This is a genomic window from Alistipes sp. CAG:268 (assembly GCA_000434235.1).
Classification (GTDB): domain Bacteria; phylum Bacteroidota; class Bacteroidia; order Bacteroidales; family Rikenellaceae; genus Alistipes; species Alistipes avistercoris.
In genome coordinates, this window is the sequence record FR892023.1 from 134,376 (window position 1) to 154,116 (window position 19,741).

The window sequence follows — 19,741 nt, forward strand, 5'->3', positions numbered from 1 at the left end:
GGTGAAGAGCGGCCGGAACAAAGGCCGTACGGGGCGCAGGAAAGAAATTAAACGGGAAATATGGCTGTTTCCCGAAAAAAGCGTATCTTTGCGGCCGATTGGTTCCTGTAGGGTCGTTCCGGCCCCATGGATTAAAAGGGAACCGGGTGAGAGTCCCGGACAGTCCCGCTGCTGTGAAGCTCCGCCAACCATTCGAAAGTCCGCACCACTGATCGAAGGATCGGGAAGGTTCCGGATGGGGAGTCAGTCAGAAGACCTGCCATCGAATTTTGCTTTTGGTCGAGCCCGTGGACAGGACGGCCGAATGAAGAGAATGTTTGACAGAAACCATATTTCATCGCTATTTGCCGTCCTTGCGGCATGCGTGGCTCTCGCATGTCCGGCGGCCGGACAGAGCCGGCTCGACAGCCTCCAGCAGGTCGAGGAGGTCGTCGTAACGGGGCATGTCGTCCGCAAGGAGGTCATCCCCGTGCAGGAGCTCTCGGGCGAGCAGCTCCACAAGCTCTCGTCGCACAACGTGGCCGACGCCCTGCGCTACTTCTCCGGAATCCAGATCAAGGACTACGGCGGGGTCGGCGGACTGAAGACGGTCAATATCCGGAGCATGGGCACGAACCACGTCGGGGTCTTCTACGACGGCATCGAACTGGGGAACGCCCAGAACGGAACGGTCGATCTGGGGCGCTTCTCGCTCGACAACATGGAGGCCGTAACGCTCTACAACGGGCAGAAGAGCGCCGTATTCCAGCCGGCAAAGGACTTCGGATCGTCGGGTTCGATCTACCTGCAGACCCGCACACCCCGTTTCGACGAGGGGGAGACCCACCACGTGAAGGCCACCATGAAGACCGGGTCGTTCGGGCTGGCCAATCCCGCCCTGCTCTGGGAACAGCGTCTTTCGGAGCGCGTAAGCAGTTCGCTCAGCGCCGAATACCTCTACTCGACGGGGCGCTACAAGTTCACCTACCGCATGCAGGAGGGGTATGACACCACGGCCGTGCGCCGCAACGGCGACCTCAATGCGCTGCGTGTCGAGGGAGGGCTCTTCGGGCGTGTAGAACAGGGATACTGGCGCGCAAAGGTCTACTTCTACAACTCCGAGCGCGGATACCCGGGGGCCATCGTGCGCAACAAGTTCTCGCACGAAGACCGCCAGTGGGACACCAACTTCTTCGCGCAGGGATCCTTTAAGAAGGACTTCAAGCCGTGGTACAGCCTGCTGGTGAATGCCAAGTACGCCTACGACTACCTCCACTACCTGGCCGACCCGAACAAGGACGAGTCGCTGATGTACACCAACAACCACTACTACCAGCAGGAGGCCTACCTCTCGGCGGCCAACCGCTTCACGATCTTCCCGTGGTGGGAGGTGAACCTCTCGGCCGACTGGCAGTTCAACCTGCTCAACGCCGACCTGCGCGACTTCGTCTACCCGCGGCGCCACACCCTGCTCGCAGCCGCGGCCACGGCCATGCGCTTCGACCGCGTGGAGATCCAGGCCAGCCTGCTCGGGACCCTCGTGCACGACCGCACGAAGGGCGACCGGATGTCGGACAAGCGGAAGCTCACACCGGCCGTCTTCCTCTCGTGGAGGCCCTTCGAACGGGCAGGGATCAACATCCGCGCCTTCTACAAGCGGATCTTCCGCATGCCGACGCTCAACGACCTCTACTACACGTTCGTCGGGAATGTCGATCTCGACCCGGAGTTCACCACGCAGTACGACGTGGGCATCACCTACTCGCGGACCTTCGAGCATACGTGGCTGCGGTCGCTCGAGCTGCAGGCCGACGTTTACTACAACCAGGTGGACAACAAAATCGTGGCAACCCCGACGTCGAACTTCTTCCGCTGGACGATGGTCAATCTGGGCAACGTCGAGATCCGCGGCGTGGATGCCGCCGTGCAGACCGGATGGGCCGTCGGGCGCGACTTCTCGCTGACCGCGCGGCTGAACTACACCTACCAGCAGGCGCAGGACTTCACCGACCCCTCGAGCGAATTCTACGGCGGACAGATCCCCTACATCCCCTGGCACAGCGGCTCGGCCGTGCTCAACGCCGCATGGCGGAGCTGGGAGGTGAGCTACAGCTTCATATACACCGGCGAGCGCTATTCGTCGCAGGCCAACATCCCCTACAACTACCAGCTGCCGTGGTACACGAGCGACTTCTCGCTGGCCAAAGGGTGGCATGTGGGGAAGGGCGACCTGAAGACGACTCTCGAGGTGAACAACCTGCTCAACCAGCAGTATGAGGTCGTCGCATGCTATCCCATGCCCGGCACCAACTTCAAACTGATCATACAATATACCTTTTAAATAAAAAGACGATGCCGATCCACCAACTCCGCAGATACCTGCACCGGGCGGTCGCCGCGACGGCCCTGGCCGCCCTGCTGCCGATGGCCGGATGCCGCAAGGAGATACCGATGATCCGCTCCGAGGCCGAATACGTCACCTCGCCGACCTCGCCCGAACGGATCGAGGGTTTCTTCCTCGTGAACGAGGGCAACATGGGCAGCAACAAGTGCACGATCGACCACTTCAATGCCCGCACGGGCGGTTACCAGCGCAACATCTACCCGGAGCGCAACCCCGACGTGGTGAAGGAGCTGGGCGACGTGGGGAACGACATCGCCATCCACAAGGACCGGCTCTATGTGGTGGTGAACTGTTCGAACCTCGTGGAGGTCATGGACGTACATACGGCCGAGCACATCGGCAGCATCTCGATACCAAACTGCCGATACATCGTCTTCGAAGGCGACCGGGCTTACGTCAGCTCCTATGCCGGCCCCGTGCAGATCGACCCCGAAGCACGTCCGGGCAAGGTCGTCGAGATCGACACCGAAAGCCTCACGATCACGCGCGAGGTGGTTGTCGGCTACCAGCCCGAAGAGATGGTCATCACGGGCGGCCGGCTCTATGTGGCCAACTCGGGGGGATACCGCTTCCCGAACTATGACCGCACGGTGTCGGTGGTGGACCTCGAATCGCTGGAGGTCGTCAATACGATCGATGTGGCAATCAACCTCCACCGCATGGAGCTGGACCGCTACGGCCGCATCTACGTCAGCTCGCGCGGCAACTACTACGGCACGGGATCGGACATCTACGTGATCGACGCGGCCACGGAGAAGGTCATCGGCAACCTCGGCATCGCAGCCAGCGAGATGTGCATCGACGACGACCGGCTTTACACGATCAGCACCGAGTGGAGCTACACGTCGAGCAGCAACGAGGTCTCCTATGCCGTATACGATACGGCCGAACAGCGTATCGTTTCGCATAACTTCATCACAGACGGCACCGAGAAGGAGATCTCGCTGCCCTACGGCCTGGCCGTCAATCCCGAGACCAAGGAGATCTTCGTATGCGACGCCACGAACTACGTGACGCCCGGATACCTCTACTGCTTCACACCCGAGGGTACACTCAAATGGAAGGTCCGCACGGGCGACATTCCTGCGCACATCGCCTTCTCGTCCGAGCCATACTACTATTAGCACGCAGAATAACAACCAATAAACAAACAATTGCTACTGTCATGAAACATTTCGCACGGATCGAATGGAAACCCGCCGCCCTGGCGGCTCTCCTCGCCGCCGGAGGCTCTGCCGCCTGCAGCGAGGGCAACGACGGCCCCGAAACGCCTCCCGGAGGTAAAGCCACGCCTTATGTCACCCAGGTATTCGACTACCGTCCCGCAGTGGGTCAGTTCGTCAATGAGCTTCCCGAATACGAGGAGGGAGACACGCAGGAGACGATGAACCGCAAGGCGCTCGAAGCGATCGGCAACAACAACCAGGGAATGGTATCCCTCGGCGGATTCGGCGGCTACATCGTCGTCGGGTTCGACCACACGATCGAGAACAAGGCCGGGCTGTGCGACTTCCGCGTACAGGGCAATGCATTCTATGCCAACGGGCAGTCGGAATACGGTAGCAGCGAGCCTGGAGTCATCGAGGTCTCCTTCGACGCCAACGGGAACGGCCTGCCCGACGACAAATGGTACGAGATCGCCGGGAGCTCCTACAGCGAAGGCAGCGAATCGTGGATCGAGCAGGCCCGGGAGGCCGGCAACGACGTGCGGACCATCCACGATTACGAGATTACCTACTACCGTCCCACAACCGAGCCCGGAAAGCCGACCGAGGAGTATATCCGCTGGGAGGACAACCAGGGTGAGAGCGGCTACCGGTCCATGAACCCGACCCACCTCCAGTCCTACTACCCGCAGTGGATCAAGGAAGACCGGATCTCGTTCAGCGGCACACGGCTGCCCCAGAACGGGATCGATCTGAGCGGAGTCGGAAACAACTTCGCCCTCTACAAGTTCGCATACGGATATGCCGACAACGAGCCCAACACCAACGACCGCTCGGCCATCGACATCGACTGGGCGGTAGGCGCCGACGGTCAGCCGGCAAACCTTTCCGGCGTGGACTTCATCCGCATTCACACGGGCGTGAACCAGGAAAACGGATGGCTCGGAGAGTGCTCGACGGAGATTATGGGCGTCGTGGACCTGCACCTGACCGGGGTTCGGATCGAAAGCAACACCATCAAGCAGTAAAATTCCCTAACTATCACACTATTTTTTCATGAACACAAGATCCATCTGGAGCCTGCTGCTGTTGGCCGCAACCCTGACGACCGGCAGCTGCAGCAAGGAAAACGAAGAGGTCCCCTCTCTGAAATTCGAACTCTCTACGGGCAGCGACGCCGGAACCGAATCTCCAGTATTCGTCGTTCCCGGCAAAACGGTCGAGATGACATATGCCGCTGAAAATGCGACCTCGATCAGCGTAGAGGCGCTGTCCGAGGGCTGGAGCGCCGAGGTGCGCGAAGCCGACAGCCGGATCGTCCTCTCCGCAACGGACGACGCCGCGACGAAGGCGACGCTGACGGTTACCGCCACGGGAAGCGGGACACAGAAAATCTCGCAGGACGTGGAGCTCTACTGCCTGAACGCCTTCGACGACCCGAACGGCACGTTCGTACTCAACGAAGGCAACATGACCACCGAGAACGGTTCGCTGACCTGGATCTCGCCCGAAGGCTATGTCATCGACGACGCATACAAGACGGTGAACGGGACGGAGTTGGGCAATGTAGCTCAGGACATGGCCTTCTGCGACGGCATGATCTATGTCATCTCGCAGAACGGTGAAGGAAATGCCGTAGGTGCAACGTTCGAGAACGACGGCATGCTCGTAGTGATGGATGCCAAAACGCTCAAAAAAACCGCCGCTTTCACCCGGGAGGAGCTTTCCGAACTCAACTGGCCGTCGCATGTGGCTGTACTCGACGAGCAGCACATCTACATCCGCGACAACGCCGGTGTCTACCGCCTCGACAGCACGACCGGAACGCTGACCTTCGTCGAAGGATCTGACGGAGCCCCGAAAAGTCAGTTCGTAACGATGAACGGAAAGGTATACACCTATAAATCCGGTCTCATGAGCAAGATCCTCGAGATTTCGACCGAAAGCGATGCAGTGAATTCCATTTCGCTGCCGTGGAGCGTAACCTACGACATCAACGAGGTACTGGGCATCCAGAAGTCGGACGACGGCAAGATCTGGATCATGACGTTCGGGTTCGGAAAACCCGCAATCGGCAAGTTTGACCCGACGACCAAGGAGATCAAACAGCACCTGCTTGGAGTCAAGGTCAGCACCGGATCGAGCGGTGTGGCTTTCGCGGCCCGCGGCAACGACATCTACTATGCCGACAACATGACGATCTACCACCTGGCCTTCGACGACGACAAGGAGGACGATACGAACGAGGAGGGTGATCCGGTAAGCGCCGAAGAGTGGATGGTCGATGTATCCGCCCTGGACAAGAATGCAGGCCTCCAATACAACGGACTGGGAGTACATCCCGTAACGGGCCGCGTCTACATCAATACACTCAAGTCGTTCGCAAACTACGGACAAAACCAGATCTGGGGCTTTGATTTCAGCACCTCGACGGAGGCTCCGGCTGTCAAGTACGAGAACTACACCAACTTCCCGGCCGGATTCTTTTTCCCGGAGAAAAACTGATTTCAAAACCCTGAAAACAAAGTACGGAAATGAACTACAAATGGATCAATCTTCTTTTTACCCTGTGTGCGGCAGTGGCAGCGGCCGGATGCTCGTCGGAAAGCGACGATGACAACGGAGGGAACGGCAACGGCGGAGGAAACGGGGGTTCGAACCCGCCCATTGAGGCAGTCGGCGGATATGCCGATCCCGACGGCGTGTTGCTTCTCAACCAGGGGGCTCCGCGCATGGAAAACGGTACGGTTACCTGGATCGCCCCGGACGGTACGGTCGAGGAGGACGTCTACGGCAAGGTGAACGGTTCGGCCGTGGGCAACTCGTCGCAGGATCTCAACATGTACGGAGGCAAGATCTACATATTGAGCGATAACGCCACAGTCCCCGACATGGGTTCGGGCGAAGCCGGCGACGGTACGCTGGTGATCGTCGATGCCGAGACATTCCAGAAGGAGAAAACGTTCAAGTTCGAGGATCTGAAGTATCCCCGCCCCGAAGGTTCGACGGACGAAAACGAGATGCTGTCGCTGATTACCCCACTGGAGAACATCACGGTTCTCGACGAGCACAACATCTACCTGTCCGACTCCAAGGCCATGTTCCGGCTCGACGCCACGACGGGAGAGATGACCATCGTCGAGGGATCGTACCATTTCGGCAACAGCGGGGCGACGATCGAATCGGTCGTCGCCACACGCAGCATGGTTGTCATCGGCGACAAGTTCTATTGCGGCGGAGGCGGATTCTGGTCCTCCACGAAACTCTTTGAATTTACCAAAGGGAAGAGTGAAGTGACGCGGACGCTCGATCTCTCGGGCGAGTTCATCAGCGGAATCTGCCGCACGGGTGACCACGAAATCGTCGTAGCCACCTGCGGACGTTCTGGCGAGACGAAGAGTTTCCTGACGTTCGTCGATACCGACTCCTGGACCGTCACCCTCGAGAAACAGATCAAGGCCGACATATCGGCCGAGTTCATGAACACGTCGGGCGTCACCCTGGCCGGAGACTACCTCTACTTCTCGGCCGGCACGCTGACCGTCAGCCGCGTGTCGCTCAAGACGTGGAAAGTCGAGGAGTACATCCAGGTGAAGAACGACGTTCCGAACGCACAGTACATCACCTGCAACGTCGTGGCCGACCCGAAAAAGAACCTCCTCTACGTCTCCGTATCGGACGACCTGGGAGAGGCGATCATCGCCAACGGCAACGTGCTCGTATACGATTGCAGCGGCGAGGAGCCCGCTCTGGTAATGAACATCGAGAACAAGGCAAGCTATCCGGTGAACATCTATCCGATGTCGCGCTTCCACAACGAATGACCGTGTGGTGCGACAGCACCGAAGAGAAGCAAAAATCCCGGTCCGAGAGTTTCGGACCGGGATTTTTGCTTGCTGCCGGCGGAACGACATACGTCCTCCGTCAGGGAATCCAGAGCGTCTCCTGCACGTCGAAATGCGCCGTCAGGCTGCGTCCCAGCACGTAGAAGTAGTCCGAAAGGCGGTTGAGCCACACGAGCACCGAAGAATCGACCGCATGCAGCGCGTCGGCGCGCAGCGCCGCACGCTCGGCACGCCGGCACACCGTGCGGCAGACATGGCACATCGAGACCGCCTCGTGACCGCCCGGGATCGTAAACTTGTCGATCGGGGGCAGCGCCGCCTGCAAGGCGTCTATCCGACTCTCGAGCCACTCGATGTTCGCAGGATCCAGAGGTGCCACCTTGTCGCGACCCGAATCGCCGGTAGCCAGCAGCGCCTCGACGGTCATCAGCCGCGAGAGGATGCGGTTCAGGTCCGCAACCGTCTCCCCAAGCGAGGCATCGCCCCGCAACTTGTCGGACAACAGCGCCACGAAGGCGCCCAGTTCGTCCACCGTACCGTAAGCCTCGACCCGTTCGTCGGTCTTGAACACGCGCTCGCCGCCGATGAGCGAGGTTATGCCCTTGTCACCCGTCTTCGTATATACTTTCATATCCGGAAATGTTGTTTCGGTAAATAGTTGTTGAACAGCAGCAGATAGCCCCGGTTATCGACCGTCGTGGAGCGGTGCGAGGCGACCAGCTGCATGCAAAGAGCCTGCCGCTCGCGCCCTTCATAAGGTGAAAGCACGGCTACGGTATGCCCCGCAGCGGAGGCCGTGCGCACCAGCGCGAGGGTCTCCGGACGCGGCAGGTCACGCGTCAGGAGGCACAGGTCGGCATCGGCGCCGTCCAGGCAGAAGGTAGCATAGCCGCAGTGGATGGCCAGGTTCTGCAGCTGTATGGCCCGCCGCCGGCTGACGCCGCGGGCAAGCAGGGCATCGTAAAGGTCACGCGGTCCCGGAAGCAGGCTGTCGCGCATGAAGACCTGACGCACCAGGTCGTAGACAAAGGGCGAATGGACGCCGTGGCCCCGGAAGTAACGCGCCCGCGAAAGGCGGTTGCGCAGTTCGGCCATCCGTCCGTAGATGCGAAGGCCGAGGGGTTGTCTGCCGAGTTTCATCGCCTGCACGGTTTCACTTTTTCAACTGACCCGCCAGCCGCCCCGTAGAGAAGGCGATCTGGAGGTTGTAGCCGCCCGTATTGGCGTCGAGGTCGAGCACCTCGCCCGCAAAGTAGAGTCCGCGCACCTTGAGCGACTCCATCGTCCGGGGATTGACCTCCGAACAGCGGACCCCGCCAGCCGTCGTCACGGCGTACTCGAAGGGGGCATAATCGGTCACCGGAAGGGTCAGTCCCTTGAGCGTGCGGATCAGGCGCGTGATCTCGGTCTCGGTGAGTTTCGAGACATACTGTTTCGAGGGGATGTCAATCTCCGCGGCCAGCGGCAGCACCAGCGGTGCGGGCAGCAGTTTGCGGAGCAGTTCGGAGAAGAACTCCGTCGGCTGCATCTCGGCCAGCTCGCGGGCAATGCGGTCGCGCAGCACCTGTTCCGTAAGCGCCGGTTTCAGATCGACGACCAACTTGACCCGTCGCCCGTCGATCAGGGCATCGACCGCATCGCGGCTCATGCGCAGGGCCACGGCCCCCTCGATGCCGCGTTCGGAGAAGCCCAGCTCGCCGAACTCCTCGCGGACGGGCCCGTCATCGACCCAGAGCGTCGCACGGACGTTGCGCAGCAACAGCCGGGAGAGACGGCTCATCCGCGGGTGCGAGGTAACGAGCGGGGTCAGCGACGGACGCAGCGGCTCGATCGTATGGCCCAGATCCGAGGCGAAGGCATAGCCGTCGCCCGTCGATCCGGTCCCGGGATAGGAGACGCCGCCCGTGGCCAGGATCACCTGCGCGCACTCCTCCTTGCGCTCGAAGCCCCGCTTGTTGCGGTAACGGACCCCGAAAACGCGGTCGCCAAGGGTCAGGATACCCGTCACGCGCGTGTCATAGAGGATCTTCACGCCGTTCTCCACGCAGTAGTCGAGCAGTGCGTTGGCGATATCCCACGCCTTGCCGCTGTGCGGGAAGACCCGCTCGCCGCGCTCGATGTCGAGTTTCACGCCCTGGCGCTCGAAGAAACGGATCGTGGCCCGGTTGTTGAACTCGGCGAAGGCCGGGGCGAAGAACTCGGCATTGGTCCGCACCTGCGAGGCAAACTCCTCGGCAGGCCGGGCATTGGTCACGTTGCAGCGTCCCTTGCCCGTGATGCGGACCTTGCGGCCCGACTTCTCCATCTTTTCGATCAGCAGTACGCGGCGCCCGGCACGCGCAGCCGTTCCCGCGGCCATCATGCCCGCGGCACCCGCTCCGACGACGATGACGTCGTAGGGCTGTTTCTCCTCCATGTGTTCCATACGGGGCAAAGATACGCAATTTATCCCGGTTTCGCCCACACCGTCCGCCGAATTCTCGCACATTGTCCAGGAGGTGCAGCCGGAGGAGGTGCACGGCAAGCCGGAGGAGGCGCCCGGCGGGGGAGCCAAAGGCCGCAACCGCCGGGCTGCGGAGCGGACGGCATCGAAAAATCGTTTTCCCTTTGGTTTTCACGACCGCTTGCACTATCTTTGCGGCCGTAAAATCGTTCTATTAGGATATGTTGAGCAGAAGATTACTCCGAATCAAGGTCGTGAAGGCGCTTTTCGCACACCTCAAGTCCGGCGCCGACAACATGATCGCCTCGGAAAAAAACCTGATGGCCTCCGTAGACAAGGCCTACGACCTCTATTTCCAGATCATCACGCTCCCCGTCGAGCTCGCCCGGTATGCCGAGCAGCGTCAGGAGCTGGCCAAACAGAAGAAACTGCCCACGCCCGAGGACCTGAACCCCAACACGAAATTCGTGGACAACGCCGTGATCCGCACGATCGCCAACAGCGACGCCGTGAACGACCATGTGGCAGCCCGCAAACTCGGTTGGTCGCAATATCCGGAGTTGATCCGCACACTCTTCACGCAGCTTTCGGAGAGCGAATACTACAAGGAGTACATGGCGCGCCCGGAGCGTTCGTTCGATGACGACCGCCGGCTGCTCGAGGAGTTTTTCAAGGAGCTGCAGAACTGCGAGGCACTCGACGACGTGCTCGAGGAGATGTCGGTGCTCTGGTGCGACGACCTGCCCTACATCATCCTGATGATCCTGCGCACGCTCTCGAACCTCCGCCCCTCGCACACCGAGCTGAAGGTGCCCTCGAAGTTCAAGAGCGAGGAGGACCCCGCATTCGTCAAGACCCTCTTCGAAAAGGCGCTCATCAACTACGACACCTACCAGGACTACATCGAGCGTTTCACCTCGAACTGGGACGTCGAGCGCATCGTCTTCATGGACAACCTGATCATCGGGACGGCCATCGCCGAGCTGACCTCGTTCCCGTCGATCCCGGTGAAGGTGACCCTCGACGAGTGGATCGAGATCTCGAAGTACTACTCCACGCCCGGAAGCAGCACGTTCATCAACGGCGTGCTGGACAAGATCGTCGAGGCGCTGACGTCCGAGGGGCGCATCAAAAAAGCCGGGCGCGGCCTGATCTGATGCGCGCGGCGACCTTCGTCCTGCTGCTTGCCGCAACGCTCGCATCGTGCGGCAGACAGACTCCCCGGAAGGAACACAAGGGCCGAAGCATCGTGCTCGACGGCCCTTTTTTCGACAAGGGGGCTACGGACACGATCCGGTTCGGGAAGCTCGGATCGGGCGAAATAGCCGTGCTCCGCTTCTGGATCGAAAACGCATCGGAACGGCCCGCAGCCATCACCTCCTACACCCGCAGTTGCGGATGCACCTCGCTGACATTCAGCAAGGAACCGATCGCCCCGGGCGAGGCCAGGCAGGTCGAGATGACGTTCGACTCGCGGGGCGAATACGGATGGCAGCTCAAGACGGTGGATCTCCGGTTTGCCGGAGCCGCAAGGCCGCTGCGTCTGTTTGTCGAGGCCGATGTCCGGTAGGACTTGCTTATTCGACAATATTTCGTATATTTGTCCGACCAAACCGAAAAAACACTTAAAAACGAATAGACTATGATCGATTTTCTTCAGGCTATGCCTGCCACCCAGGGCCAGCCGCAACCCAGTTTCATGCAGCAGTACAGCTTCATCATCATGATCGCCCTGATGGTGCTCGTGCTGTGGCTCTTCATGTGGCGTCCCGAGGCCAAGCGCCGCAAGCAGATGCAGGCCTTCCGCGACGGACTCAAGAAGGGAGACAAGATCATCACCGCCGGCGGTATCTACGGAACGGTCAAGGAGGTGAAGGAGACGACACTGCTCATCGAGGTGGACGGAAACGTCACGCTCCGCATCGACAAGAACATGGTCGTGGCCGACAATACGGATCTGCAGCGCCAGTAGCCGCGGAGGCGGAAGCCGCAACGGACAGAGCCGCAACTTCCTGTTGCGGCTCTTTTTCTCGCCCCGAAGGCGGAATAGGATACAGCCCGGGATCGCCCCCGGGAGACCGGACCGGAAGGTTCCGGGAAGAACAACCCAAACACACACGAACGGATGACACGGAAAATCACGCACATCTGCTCGGGCACCTGCTCGCGGCAGATCGACATCGAAATCGACCAGGATACGATCCGCAGCGTCGCCTTCACGGGCGGCTGCCACGGAAACACGCAGGGCATCGCTGCGCTGGTGCGCGGCATGCAGGTACGGGAGGTGATCGCCCGGCTCGAGGGCATCGACTGCCGCGGGAAGGGCACGTCATGCCCCGACCAGCTGGCCAAGGCGCTGAAAAAAGCCTGCGAATAGCGTTCGGAACGATATTTGCTCCCGGCCTTTCGTTCAAAAAAACGAAAGGCTATGTATTTCTTATGGTATCTGCTGATCGGACTGGCGGCCGGATGGATCGCCAACCTGATCGTCAAGGGAAACGGGTCGGGACTCGTTGTCAATCTGATTGTCGGACTCATCGGCGGCGTTCTGGGCGGGTGGCTGCTCTCGCTGTTCGGACTGGTAGCGGTCGGGACGCTGGGAAGCCTGGCTACGGCCGTCATCGGCGCCATTGTCCTGCTGTGGATCGCAGCAATTGTCTCGCACCGCAAACCCCGGAAGGAAAAGTAAACGCGGTTTACGGACAGAAAAGCAAAGAGGGGCTATTTCCTGCAGGAAATAGCCCCTCTTTGTGTTGAGCTGCCGGGACTCGAACCCAGAACGACAGAACCAAAATCTGCTGTGTTACCATTACACCACAGCTCAAACAGTCGCTCGAAAGCGGGACAAAGATACGAAAAATTTCACAATTACCAACTCCCCGCCCGAAAAAACGGGAAGCGCTCACGAAGCTGGCACACAAGGTTCGGAGAGCTTCGTACAGGATCAATGCATCGCCAGATTCCAGTAAACCGACTCGACCAGCGAGGAGGCCTCGCGCAGGGAGATGCAGCCCGTATTGATCATCAGGTGGTAGTGATGGCAGTCGCCCCACTTCCCGCCCGTATAGTACTCGTAGTGGGCTATCCGGTTGTGGTTTATCCGCCGGATCTCGGACTCGGCGCGATCGGCCGGAATGCCGTACTCCTCCACACAACGCTGTTGCGCAGACGACGCATCGCAATAACAGAAGACCTTGATCGCCTGCGGCGATTCGCGCAAGATAAAATCGGCGCAACGGCCGACGATCACACACGGTTCACGTTCGGAAAGCTCCTGCACGATCCGGCTCTCGGCCACGAACAGCACGTCATCGGCCGAAAGGCCGCGTTCCGGGGTAATGCCTCCGCTTTGCGAAAAGACACATTTGAGCCAGAAGGAGGGAATCGACTGCTCGTTCTTCAGGATGTACTCCTCGTCGATGCCGCTCCGCTCGGCAGCCAGGCGGATGAACTCGCTGTCATACAACTTGATGCCCAATTTACGCGAGAGCATCTCGCCCAGCAGGTGGCCGCCGCTGCCGTACTCGCGGGCGATGGCGATGACGACAGGGCGCTGTCCGGCAGGCGCCGTCGGGGTTGCGGGTTGCGGGGTTTCGAAAATCCACCGGTCGAGACACCCGTAGAAGGGACTGACGAAATGGACGATGGGGCCTACGATGAGCGCGGCGATGACCGTACCTTCGCGCACGCCGTCGATGACGGACATGAAGACAAGAGACAGGACGCACGCAATCAGGACCAGCGCCACGTCGAAGCCCAGCTTGACGTACCCGAAATCGCGACGGATGCGACGCGAGATGGCGCGCACGAAGTACTCGCCCGAGGTCATGGCCACGTTTACCTTGACCTCCAACGCAATACCGACGGCCAAAACGACACACCCCACGAGAAGATATCCCAGTTTGCTGAAATATTCAACCGGCTCAACCCACCAAAGCAGGCTCATCGCTCCGTCGATGAACAAACCGAAACAGAACGAAATGGGAATCTGAAGCAGATAGATCCGAAGATCTGTGCGCAGGTCATTGCGCGTCATAAAGAAAAGTTCCAGGAAGACGAACCCCACATTGACAATGATGGTCCACTCGCCCATCGTCAGCGACGTGAAGAGACTCAGCACATAGGTAACGCTGGTAATCGGAGAGGTGCCGAGCAACGCCCGGGTAATGAAGGCGACACCCAGAGCGTTGATAAACAACGAAACGACGAACAACAGATAACGACGAAGAAGATATACATTCATGAATATGTCTTTTGAGGGTGCGAAGATCGGGCTATTTTTCGGATTTTACGGCGAGAAAAGACGACCCGTATTCGTCAAAAACGAAACAATAACTAACTTTGCACGTCAAAAACCTCACTTGATGGACCATCCGCGCCTCGCAACCACAACTCCATACCCGGACGAGACTTACGAGCGGCTCAAATACCGCAGAATCGATCACGGAATATTGGCTGAAACCGGACCGGAACGAATCGGCAACGGATTCTACGTGCTGCTGTGCAACGGGGGTATGGTCCGTTTCACGGGGCCCCGCAACCGGACGGAGCTTTCGGAAGACGACCTGCTGATGCTGACGCCCGGAGTGACGGGCCTGATCGACACCTGCGGTACGGCAGGAGATACAGACCTGCTCTACATCGCCCCGAAATTTTTCGACAGCCTGCCCGACGGACAACCCCTCTACCAGCAGCTCACGTGGCTGCGCGGCGACGGCGACATGCCGTTCCTGCACCTCGACGCCGGACAGGCCGGGTTGCTCCGGCAAACCCTCGCACTCATCGCCCGACTGCCGCAAAGCGTGCAGACCTGCCGCGAGAGCATGCTGCGCCACCTCTGCGGGGTGCTGCTGCTCCAGATCACCGACCTGGTGAGCCGGACCAACGGCAAAGGGCCTGTCAGCGTCAAGCATGCCGACGAGATCTTCCGCAGTTTCAAACGGCTGCTGGTCGGGCACTACAGGGCATGCCACACCATTGGGTTCTACGCGCGGCAACTACACATCTCGGAGACGTACCTCGCCCGGATCGTCCGCCGGACCACCGGACGGACCGTCCGCGACCAGATTGCCGAACTGCTCTGTGCCGACGCGAAGAAACTGCTCGAATGCACGGACCTCGACATCAAGGAGATCGCCGACACGCTGGGATTCTCGGACCAGTCGGTTTTCGGGAAGTTCTTCCTGCGGCGGACGGGAGTCTCCCCCTCGGGATTCCGCGCGGCGAACGGGGCGTCCGAACGGCCGGAGCACAGGCTGACAGCCTCCCCGGCAGACGGAGAGCCGCAATAAGGCTCCGGAAAACGACTGCGGGCGGAGATCCCTTCGGAATCCCCGCCCGCAGCGTAACCGGCAATCTACACCCGGATCAATAGACCGAGAATTCGTAAATACGCGTGGTGCTGCCCTCGCTCTGGTCGGGTTTGGTGACCAGCAGGCGCACGTAGCGTGCCTCGACGGGCGTCGCAAGCAGACGGTCCGTCTCCAGGGAGGTATTGTCCCGGACCGTATCCACTCGCTGCCAATCCCCGTCGGGCGTCGTGCAAACCTCCAGGCTGTACTCCTTGGTGATGTAGTCCAGCGACTCCAGACCGGCATGCATCACGTACCAGCCCCGGATCGGCTGAACCTTGCCCAGATCCACCGTAATATATTTGGGACGGGCACCACTCACGTCGCACCACTTCGTCTCCGCATTGTCGTCCAGAGCACACTCGGCACGCTCCTCGCTGCTCACCTCTCCCGAACGGGCAATAACCAGCCGGTCGAAGGCCAGGTTCCGGTTGGCCTGCTCACCTTCGTCGGCGCCCTTCTCCGGAAGCGAAACCCGCAGCAGGTCGCACGCCGGCGTCACGGCATTGTTGGGATCCGAGGCCACCGTAGCGGCAAACACCACGATGCGCGGGTCGTCCGGAAGAATAAGTTCGCGGGCACCTTTCGGGATATCGATGCTCGTGCAGAACAGGTAGGTGAACTCGTAAGGTACATCTCGGTTGGCGATCATGTCGTGCTTGTGCGTCCCGCAGAACAGCACGTCCGCACGCTTCAGGTAGCCCTCCGTATGGCCCGTGTGGCCCCACTGGCCGATGAAACCGCCGTAGTAGGGAACCAGCACCTCATGCTCCTCGCCGTCCACCGTGAAGACGGCCCGGTTGTCGTGGCGCGTCGAGGCGACGACCAGGTAGAGCTTGTCGTAGTCACCCGAAGGAAGGGCTATCGTATCGCGACGGCACTTCACGCCGTTCTCCGCCTCCGGGCTGCCGAACTCGAAGCCGATGCCCCTGCACTCGATCTTCGAGGGGAAGAGCTCCGCGGCGTACGAGTTGCCCTTGCCGTCGAAGTTGGCATCCGAGCGGTACGGATTGTACGAGGCCGTCTTCAGGTTGTACGGCAGCGCTACCGGGCGGCAAGCCGCAGGAGCGACAGCCTGTGCCGGGGCGGCGAGCTTCACGCGGAAGGTCTTCATCGAGAAGGGCGCGGCCGTGAAGCGAAGCTCCCGGCCCGAGAACGAGGCGCCGCCGATCGGCGCCTCGTTGCCGTTGAGCTCCTCGGCCTCCACGATCTCGCCGGCGAAGCGCACTACAGCCTGCTGCGGTGCCTGGCCCGAGGTCTCGTAGAAACGGACGACGTAGTCCTCCGAATCCTCGGCCTGCTTGAGCGCGCGAAGCGCCACGTGCTCGTTCAGAGACTCCACGAACGAGAAGCTGCGCCCCAGCGTTCCCCGGTGTTTCGGGGCGACGAAGGCTCGAAGAGGCTGGTTCAGCACCTCGGCCTTGCGGACCGTGCCCCCGCGGCGGAAATCACCGTCATGTCCCACGATCGAGTAGGTGAAGATGTGGTGTCCGTAGTCCTGGCGGTTCTGGTAGCTGTAGCCCCCGCGCGTCGAGGGCGTGTGAAGCAGCGTCAGTCGAAGCGTATGGTCATCGGGCTTGTCCCAGCCGTACTTGCAGTCGTTGAGCACCGAAACGCCGTAGCTCCCGTCCTCGGCCGTCAGGTCAGCCCACTGCTGCGCGTAGACCTCATAGGCCGTATCGGTATTGTTTCCGCGGGCCACGGAGCCCACGCCCAGGTCGTACGTCGCTTTCGGGTTCGACACGCTCAGCGGGAACTCGGCCTTCAGAAGGGCATCCGTCGAGGCCCAGTCCACCTCGTTCACAATGTCGATGCGGTCGTCCTGACCTCCCTCGGTCAGCGTGATGTACTGCCGGAAGGTCGATTCCCCGTGCGTGCGCTCCACACACAGCGATGCACGTACCGGGCCCTGTTCCGCCACGCGGATCTTCACGTCGCCGCAGATCGGCTCGGGATCCGCGTCGAGCGTCTTCTTCAGGATCTCCCACGCCGGCCAGCTGAACGACTCGTTTTTGGTGAACAGCGCCAGGCGGATCGACTTGCCCTTCTCGACCAGTTCGCGGCCGGAGCGCTTGTCCTCGATCGAGCAGATGTCGCCGTTCGCATCGAGCGTAAGGCGGTAGATGCTGTTCTCAAGCGTCCGGTCCTCCGCCTTCAGCCCCGAGGCGACGGTCCGGCTGCCGCCTCCGCGGACCTCGTAGACCGCATAGCCCGCAGCGGGAACCTCCGCGCTGAAAAGCACGTGCAGGAGCCCGTTCTCGAAGCCCAGGATCTGATGGGGAACCCGTTCGCCCCGGGCGTCGTAGACCGTGACACGGTCACTGCGCGACGGCACCGTGGCCTCGACGAGATTCCGAACCGGGAAACCCGCAGCATTGTAGACAACGACCGGGGTACCCTTCACGTCCGTGCGCAGCGAGCGGGTCACGCTGCCCACCGAAGTCGTGAGAACACCGGCGAACTGCTGAAGCGACAGGAGCTCGTCGTTCCACGAAAACTCATACGCCCGCGGAATGCTCGTACCCGTCAAGTCGTCGTGGAACTGGTGCCAGATGACCCGTTTCCACGCCTCCGTGAGCAGTTCGCGCGGGTATGAGACACCGCCCAGCCAGTCCGCAGCCACGGCGCTACGCTCCGCAGCGTCGGCCAGAAGCTCGTTGCGCCGGTTGTAGAGTTTCATCGCAGCCTGCGACGTATAGCAACCCGTGGCGTGGACATCCATCAGCAATTCGCCGTCCCACACCGGAAGTTCCGGATGGGCGTCGTACGGGAGGTAGTCCTTGAACAACTGGTCGCTCGTGGCGCTGATGATCTTGACGGGACCGTCGCCGTGCACGCCCGCCTCGACGGCACGAACCGACTCGATGGTCGGAGCGCCGCCCGTATCGCCCGTACCGTAGTAGTGGTAGACCGTCCGGATCGGGCTCTTTGACGTGATGCCCGAGAGATAATCGCTCTGGCTCAGGTCCTCATAGCGCCATTTGGTCGTGTAGTTGTGCGCATCCATCACCGCCATGATCCGAGAGCCGTCGATGCCCTGCCAGAGGCCGATCTCGAACGGAATCTTGCTCGATCCGTAGAACGGCCGGTGGCGCCACATCAGTTTCTGCGTCGAGAAGCCGATCAGGCCCGAATGTGCGGCGATCGTGGGAAGTGTCCACCCGAAGCCGAAGCAGTCCGGAAGGAAGATGTCCGTACCCTCGACGCCGAACTCCGAGCGGTAGAAGTGCTGTCCGTAGAGGATGTTGCGCGTGAAGGACTCAGCCGACGGGATATTCGGGTCCGTAGCGTCCCACGTACTGCCCGTGATGTGCCAGCGGCCTTCGCGGATGTAACGCTTGATCAATTCGTACTGGTGAGGGTAGTACTCCTTCATCCACTGGTACTTGATACCGCCCTCGAAGTTGAAGACATAGTCCGGGTACTGCGACAGCAGATGCAGGTTCTGGTTCAATGTCTTCGGAATGTACTCCAGAATCGAGCGCTGCACGTCCCAGTTCCACTGGGAATCGAAATGTGCGTTCGAAACCAGATAGGCCTTGTCGCGCTCCTGAGCCCCTACGGGCGTCAGCATGCACAGCGCGAGAAGACCGAGCAAGGTTCTTTTCATAAGGTGAACAGTTTGATTGTTTGACTTGGTTTTGCTTTTTCGGGATACAAAAATAGTTCATTCGGGCCAAGACTGTCTCCCGAAGCAGGATATATTTAGTACGAATTCATGTCATTCGGGTCCGAAAAGAGGCAAAAAACGGGATCTCCCGACTGGAGACCCCGTTTGAAAGGCCGCGCTCCGCACCGGAGCCGGCGGCAAGTCACTTCGACAGTTTGGCCATGAACCGCGCGCGATCGACCACGTAACGAACATGAACGCCCTCGCCGATCAATCCCTCGGCATCGCGCGCCCCGACGTTGAAGGTCAGCTTGCGTCCATCGACCTCGGTCAGGATCGCCGTGGCCGTGACCGAGGCTCCCAGTCCCGACGGCTTGATGTGCGTGGTGTTCATCTCGGCACCCACGGTCGTGGAGCCCTCGGGCAGCGCCGGGGCCACGGCCGTCATCGCCGCATGCTCCATGAGGGCGACCATCGACGGGGTCGCAAAGACCTCCAGATCGCCCGAGCCCATCACGAGGGCCGTATTGGCAGCCGTCACGGTCGTCGTGGCGGTGGCCGAAAGTCCCTTTTCCAGTTTCTGTGTCATCGTCATATCCATAAAAAATCAGTATCTTTGTCCGGAAGCCCCACGGAGCGGATCCGGAGGCCGGACAAAGATAGTTTTTTTCCGCGAGATGAAAAAATGGTGCATCCTGCTGCTGGCCCTGACGGCCGCCCTCTCCGGAGCGCAGGCTCAAGGAGGACGCGGATTCCTGCGTCAGGAGTGGATTCTCGAAAAGGGAGATTCGCTGGCACATATCCTCATCCTTCCGGTGCCCGTATTCAGCCGGGGTGTGGACCTGCGCCGCTACCAGAAACTCGTCCGCGCCGTCAAACGGGTCTACCCCGTCTCGAAGATCGCCCGCCGCAAGCTCGCGGAGATGGAGGAGCGGCTCCGCCC

The 19,741-nt window shown here is 60.6% G+C and carries 17 protein-coding genes, 1 tRNA gene, 1 pseudogene and 1 riboswitch; of the genes and pseudogenes, 12 read left to right on the forward strand and 7 right to left on the reverse strand.

Features of this window, described 5'->3' with window-relative positions:
* Nucleotides 1-81: 81 nt before the first annotated feature.
* Nucleotides 82-278, forward strand: a riboswitch (cobalamin riboswitch).
* Nucleotides 279-304: 26 nt separating this feature from the next.
* The 5 genes from QZL63_RS11270 (at nt 305) to QZL63_RS11290 (ending at nt 7,373) form a co-directional block, all read left to right on the forward strand.
* Nucleotides 305-2,320, forward strand: coding sequence for a TonB-dependent receptor (locus QZL63_RS11270; RefSeq protein WP_022309393.1), 2,016 nt, complete (start codon nt 305-307; stop codon nt 2,318-2,320).
* An 83-nt stretch (nt 2,321-2,403) separates the two neighbouring features.
* A complete protein-coding gene (locus QZL63_RS11275; RefSeq protein ID WP_441293908.1) occupies nt 2,404-3,507 on the forward strand; it encodes a YncE family protein in 1,104 nt (367 codons plus the stop codon).
* A gap of 41 nt (nt 3,508-3,548) precedes the next feature.
* Nucleotides 3,549-4,577 carry a hypothetical protein gene (locus tag QZL63_RS11280; protein ID WP_022309395.1) on the forward strand — a complete coding sequence of 343 codons (1,029 nt, stop codon included), beginning with the start codon at nt 3,549-3,551 and terminating at the stop codon, nt 4,575-4,577.
* Between the two features lie 28 nt (nt 4,578-4,605).
* Nucleotides 4,606-6,054 (forward strand): DUF5074 domain-containing protein, encoded by a 1,449-nt coding sequence (locus QZL63_RS11285; RefSeq protein ID WP_022309396.1) that lies wholly within the window; start codon nt 4,606-4,608, stop codon nt 6,052-6,054.
* 29 nt (nt 6,055-6,083) lie between these two features.
* The gene (locus tag QZL63_RS11290) at nt 6,084-7,373 is read left to right on the forward strand and encodes a DUF5074 domain-containing protein (protein ID WP_022309397.1); all 1,290 of its coding nucleotides are present in this window, start codon (nt 6,084-6,086) and stop codon (nt 7,371-7,373) included.
* A gap of 100 nt (nt 7,374-7,473) precedes the next feature.
* Here the strand turns inward: QZL63_RS11290 and QZL63_RS11295 are convergent, their stop codons facing one another.
* The 3 genes from QZL63_RS11295 to QZL63_RS11305 are packed head-to-tail and all read right to left on the reverse strand — an operon-like array spanning nt 7,474 to nt 9,819.
* Nucleotides 7,474-8,025, reverse strand: coding sequence for a cob(I)yrinic acid a,c-diamide adenosyltransferase (locus QZL63_RS11295; protein WP_022309399.1), 552 nt, complete (start codon nt 8,023-8,025; stop codon nt 7,474-7,476).
* Complete coding sequence (locus tag QZL63_RS11300; RefSeq protein ID WP_022309400.1) at nt 8,022-8,534, reverse strand: hypothetical protein; 513 nt, start codon at nt 8,532-8,534, stop codon at nt 8,022-8,024. Before QZL63_RS11300 ends, QZL63_RS11295 begins: the two co-directional genes overlap by 4 nt.
* Before the next feature lie 13 nt (nt 8,535-8,547).
* Nucleotides 8,548-9,819 carry an NAD(P)/FAD-dependent oxidoreductase gene (locus QZL63_RS11305; protein WP_022309401.1) on the reverse strand — a complete coding sequence of 424 codons (1,272 nt, stop codon included), beginning with the start codon at nt 9,817-9,819 and terminating at the stop codon, nt 8,548-8,550.
* Nucleotides 9,820-10,058: 239 nt separating this feature from the next.
* On the opposite strand from QZL63_RS11305, the gene QZL63_RS11310 reads away from it, so the two are divergent.
* From QZL63_RS11310 to QZL63_RS11330, 5 genes are all read left to right on the forward strand, one after another.
* On the forward strand, nt 10,059-10,994 hold the full coding sequence (locus QZL63_RS11310) for a transcription antitermination protein NusB (RefSeq protein WP_022309402.1): 936 nt from the start codon (nt 10,059-10,061) through the stop codon (nt 10,992-10,994).
* On the forward strand, nt 10,994-11,407 hold the full coding sequence (locus tag QZL63_RS11315; RefSeq protein ID WP_022309403.1) for a DUF1573 domain-containing protein: 414 nt from the start codon (nt 10,994-10,996) through the stop codon (nt 11,405-11,407). The genes QZL63_RS11310 and QZL63_RS11315 overlap by 1 nt, the downstream gene beginning before the upstream one ends.
* Nucleotides 11,408-11,479: 72 nt before the next feature.
* Entirely contained in the window at nt 11,480-11,809 is a 330-nt protein-coding gene (yajC, locus tag QZL63_RS11320; protein WP_022309404.1) for a preprotein translocase subunit YajC, read from the forward strand.
* A gap of 153 nt (nt 11,810-11,962) precedes the next feature.
* Nucleotides 11,963-12,214 carry a TIGR03905 family TSCPD domain-containing protein gene (locus QZL63_RS11325; RefSeq protein WP_022309405.1) on the forward strand — a complete coding sequence of 84 codons (252 nt, stop codon included), beginning with the start codon at nt 11,963-11,965 and terminating at the stop codon, nt 12,212-12,214.
* A 51-nt stretch (nt 12,215-12,265) separates the two neighbouring features.
* Nucleotides 12,266-12,526 (forward strand): GlsB/YeaQ/YmgE family stress response membrane protein, encoded by a 261-nt coding sequence (locus tag QZL63_RS11330; RefSeq protein ID WP_022309406.1) that lies wholly within the window; start codon nt 12,266-12,268, stop codon nt 12,524-12,526.
* A gap of 64 nt (nt 12,527-12,590) precedes the next feature.
* Here QZL63_RS11330 and QZL63_RS11335 read toward each other — a convergent pair.
* Together QZL63_RS11335 and QZL63_RS11340 are read right to left on the reverse strand one after the other, a co-directional pair.
* Nucleotides 12,591-12,661, reverse strand: a tRNA-Gln gene (locus QZL63_RS11335).
* 120 nt (nt 12,662-12,781) lie between these two features.
* Nucleotides 12,782-14,080 (reverse strand): cytidylate kinase family protein, encoded by a 1,299-nt coding sequence (locus QZL63_RS11340; RefSeq protein ID WP_022309407.1) that lies wholly within the window; start codon nt 14,078-14,080, stop codon nt 12,782-12,784.
* Nucleotides 14,081-14,201: 121 nt separating this feature from the next.
* Here QZL63_RS11340 and QZL63_RS11345 point away from each other — a divergent pair, with 121 nt between their 5' ends.
* Complete coding sequence (locus QZL63_RS11345; RefSeq protein ID WP_022309408.1) at nt 14,202-15,128, forward strand: AraC family transcriptional regulator; 927 nt, start codon at nt 14,202-14,204, stop codon at nt 15,126-15,128.
* Nucleotides 15,129-15,204: 76 nt separating this feature from the next.
* Here QZL63_RS11345 and QZL63_RS11350 read toward each other — a convergent pair whose 3' ends face one another.
* Together QZL63_RS11350 and QZL63_RS11355 are read right to left on the reverse strand one after the other, a co-directional pair.
* Nucleotides 15,205-18,798: a glycoside hydrolase family 38 C-terminal domain-containing protein gene (locus tag QZL63_RS11350; RefSeq protein WP_022309409.1), complete on the reverse strand. Its 3,594-nt coding sequence runs from the start codon at nt 18,796-18,798 to the stop codon at nt 15,205-15,207.
* A gap of 202 nt (nt 18,799-19,000) precedes the next feature.
* Nucleotides 19,001-19,393, reverse strand: a complete 393-nt coding sequence (locus tag QZL63_RS11355) for a thioesterase family protein (RefSeq protein ID WP_290587272.1) — start codon at nt 19,391-19,393, stop codon at nt 19,001-19,003.
* Nucleotides 19,394-19,475: 82 nt separating this feature from the next.
* Between QZL63_RS11355 and QZL63_RS11360 the strand changes: the two are divergent.
* Nucleotides 19,476-19,741 (forward strand): annotated as a pseudogene (locus tag QZL63_RS11360) (DUF4294 domain-containing protein); the annotation flags it as partial.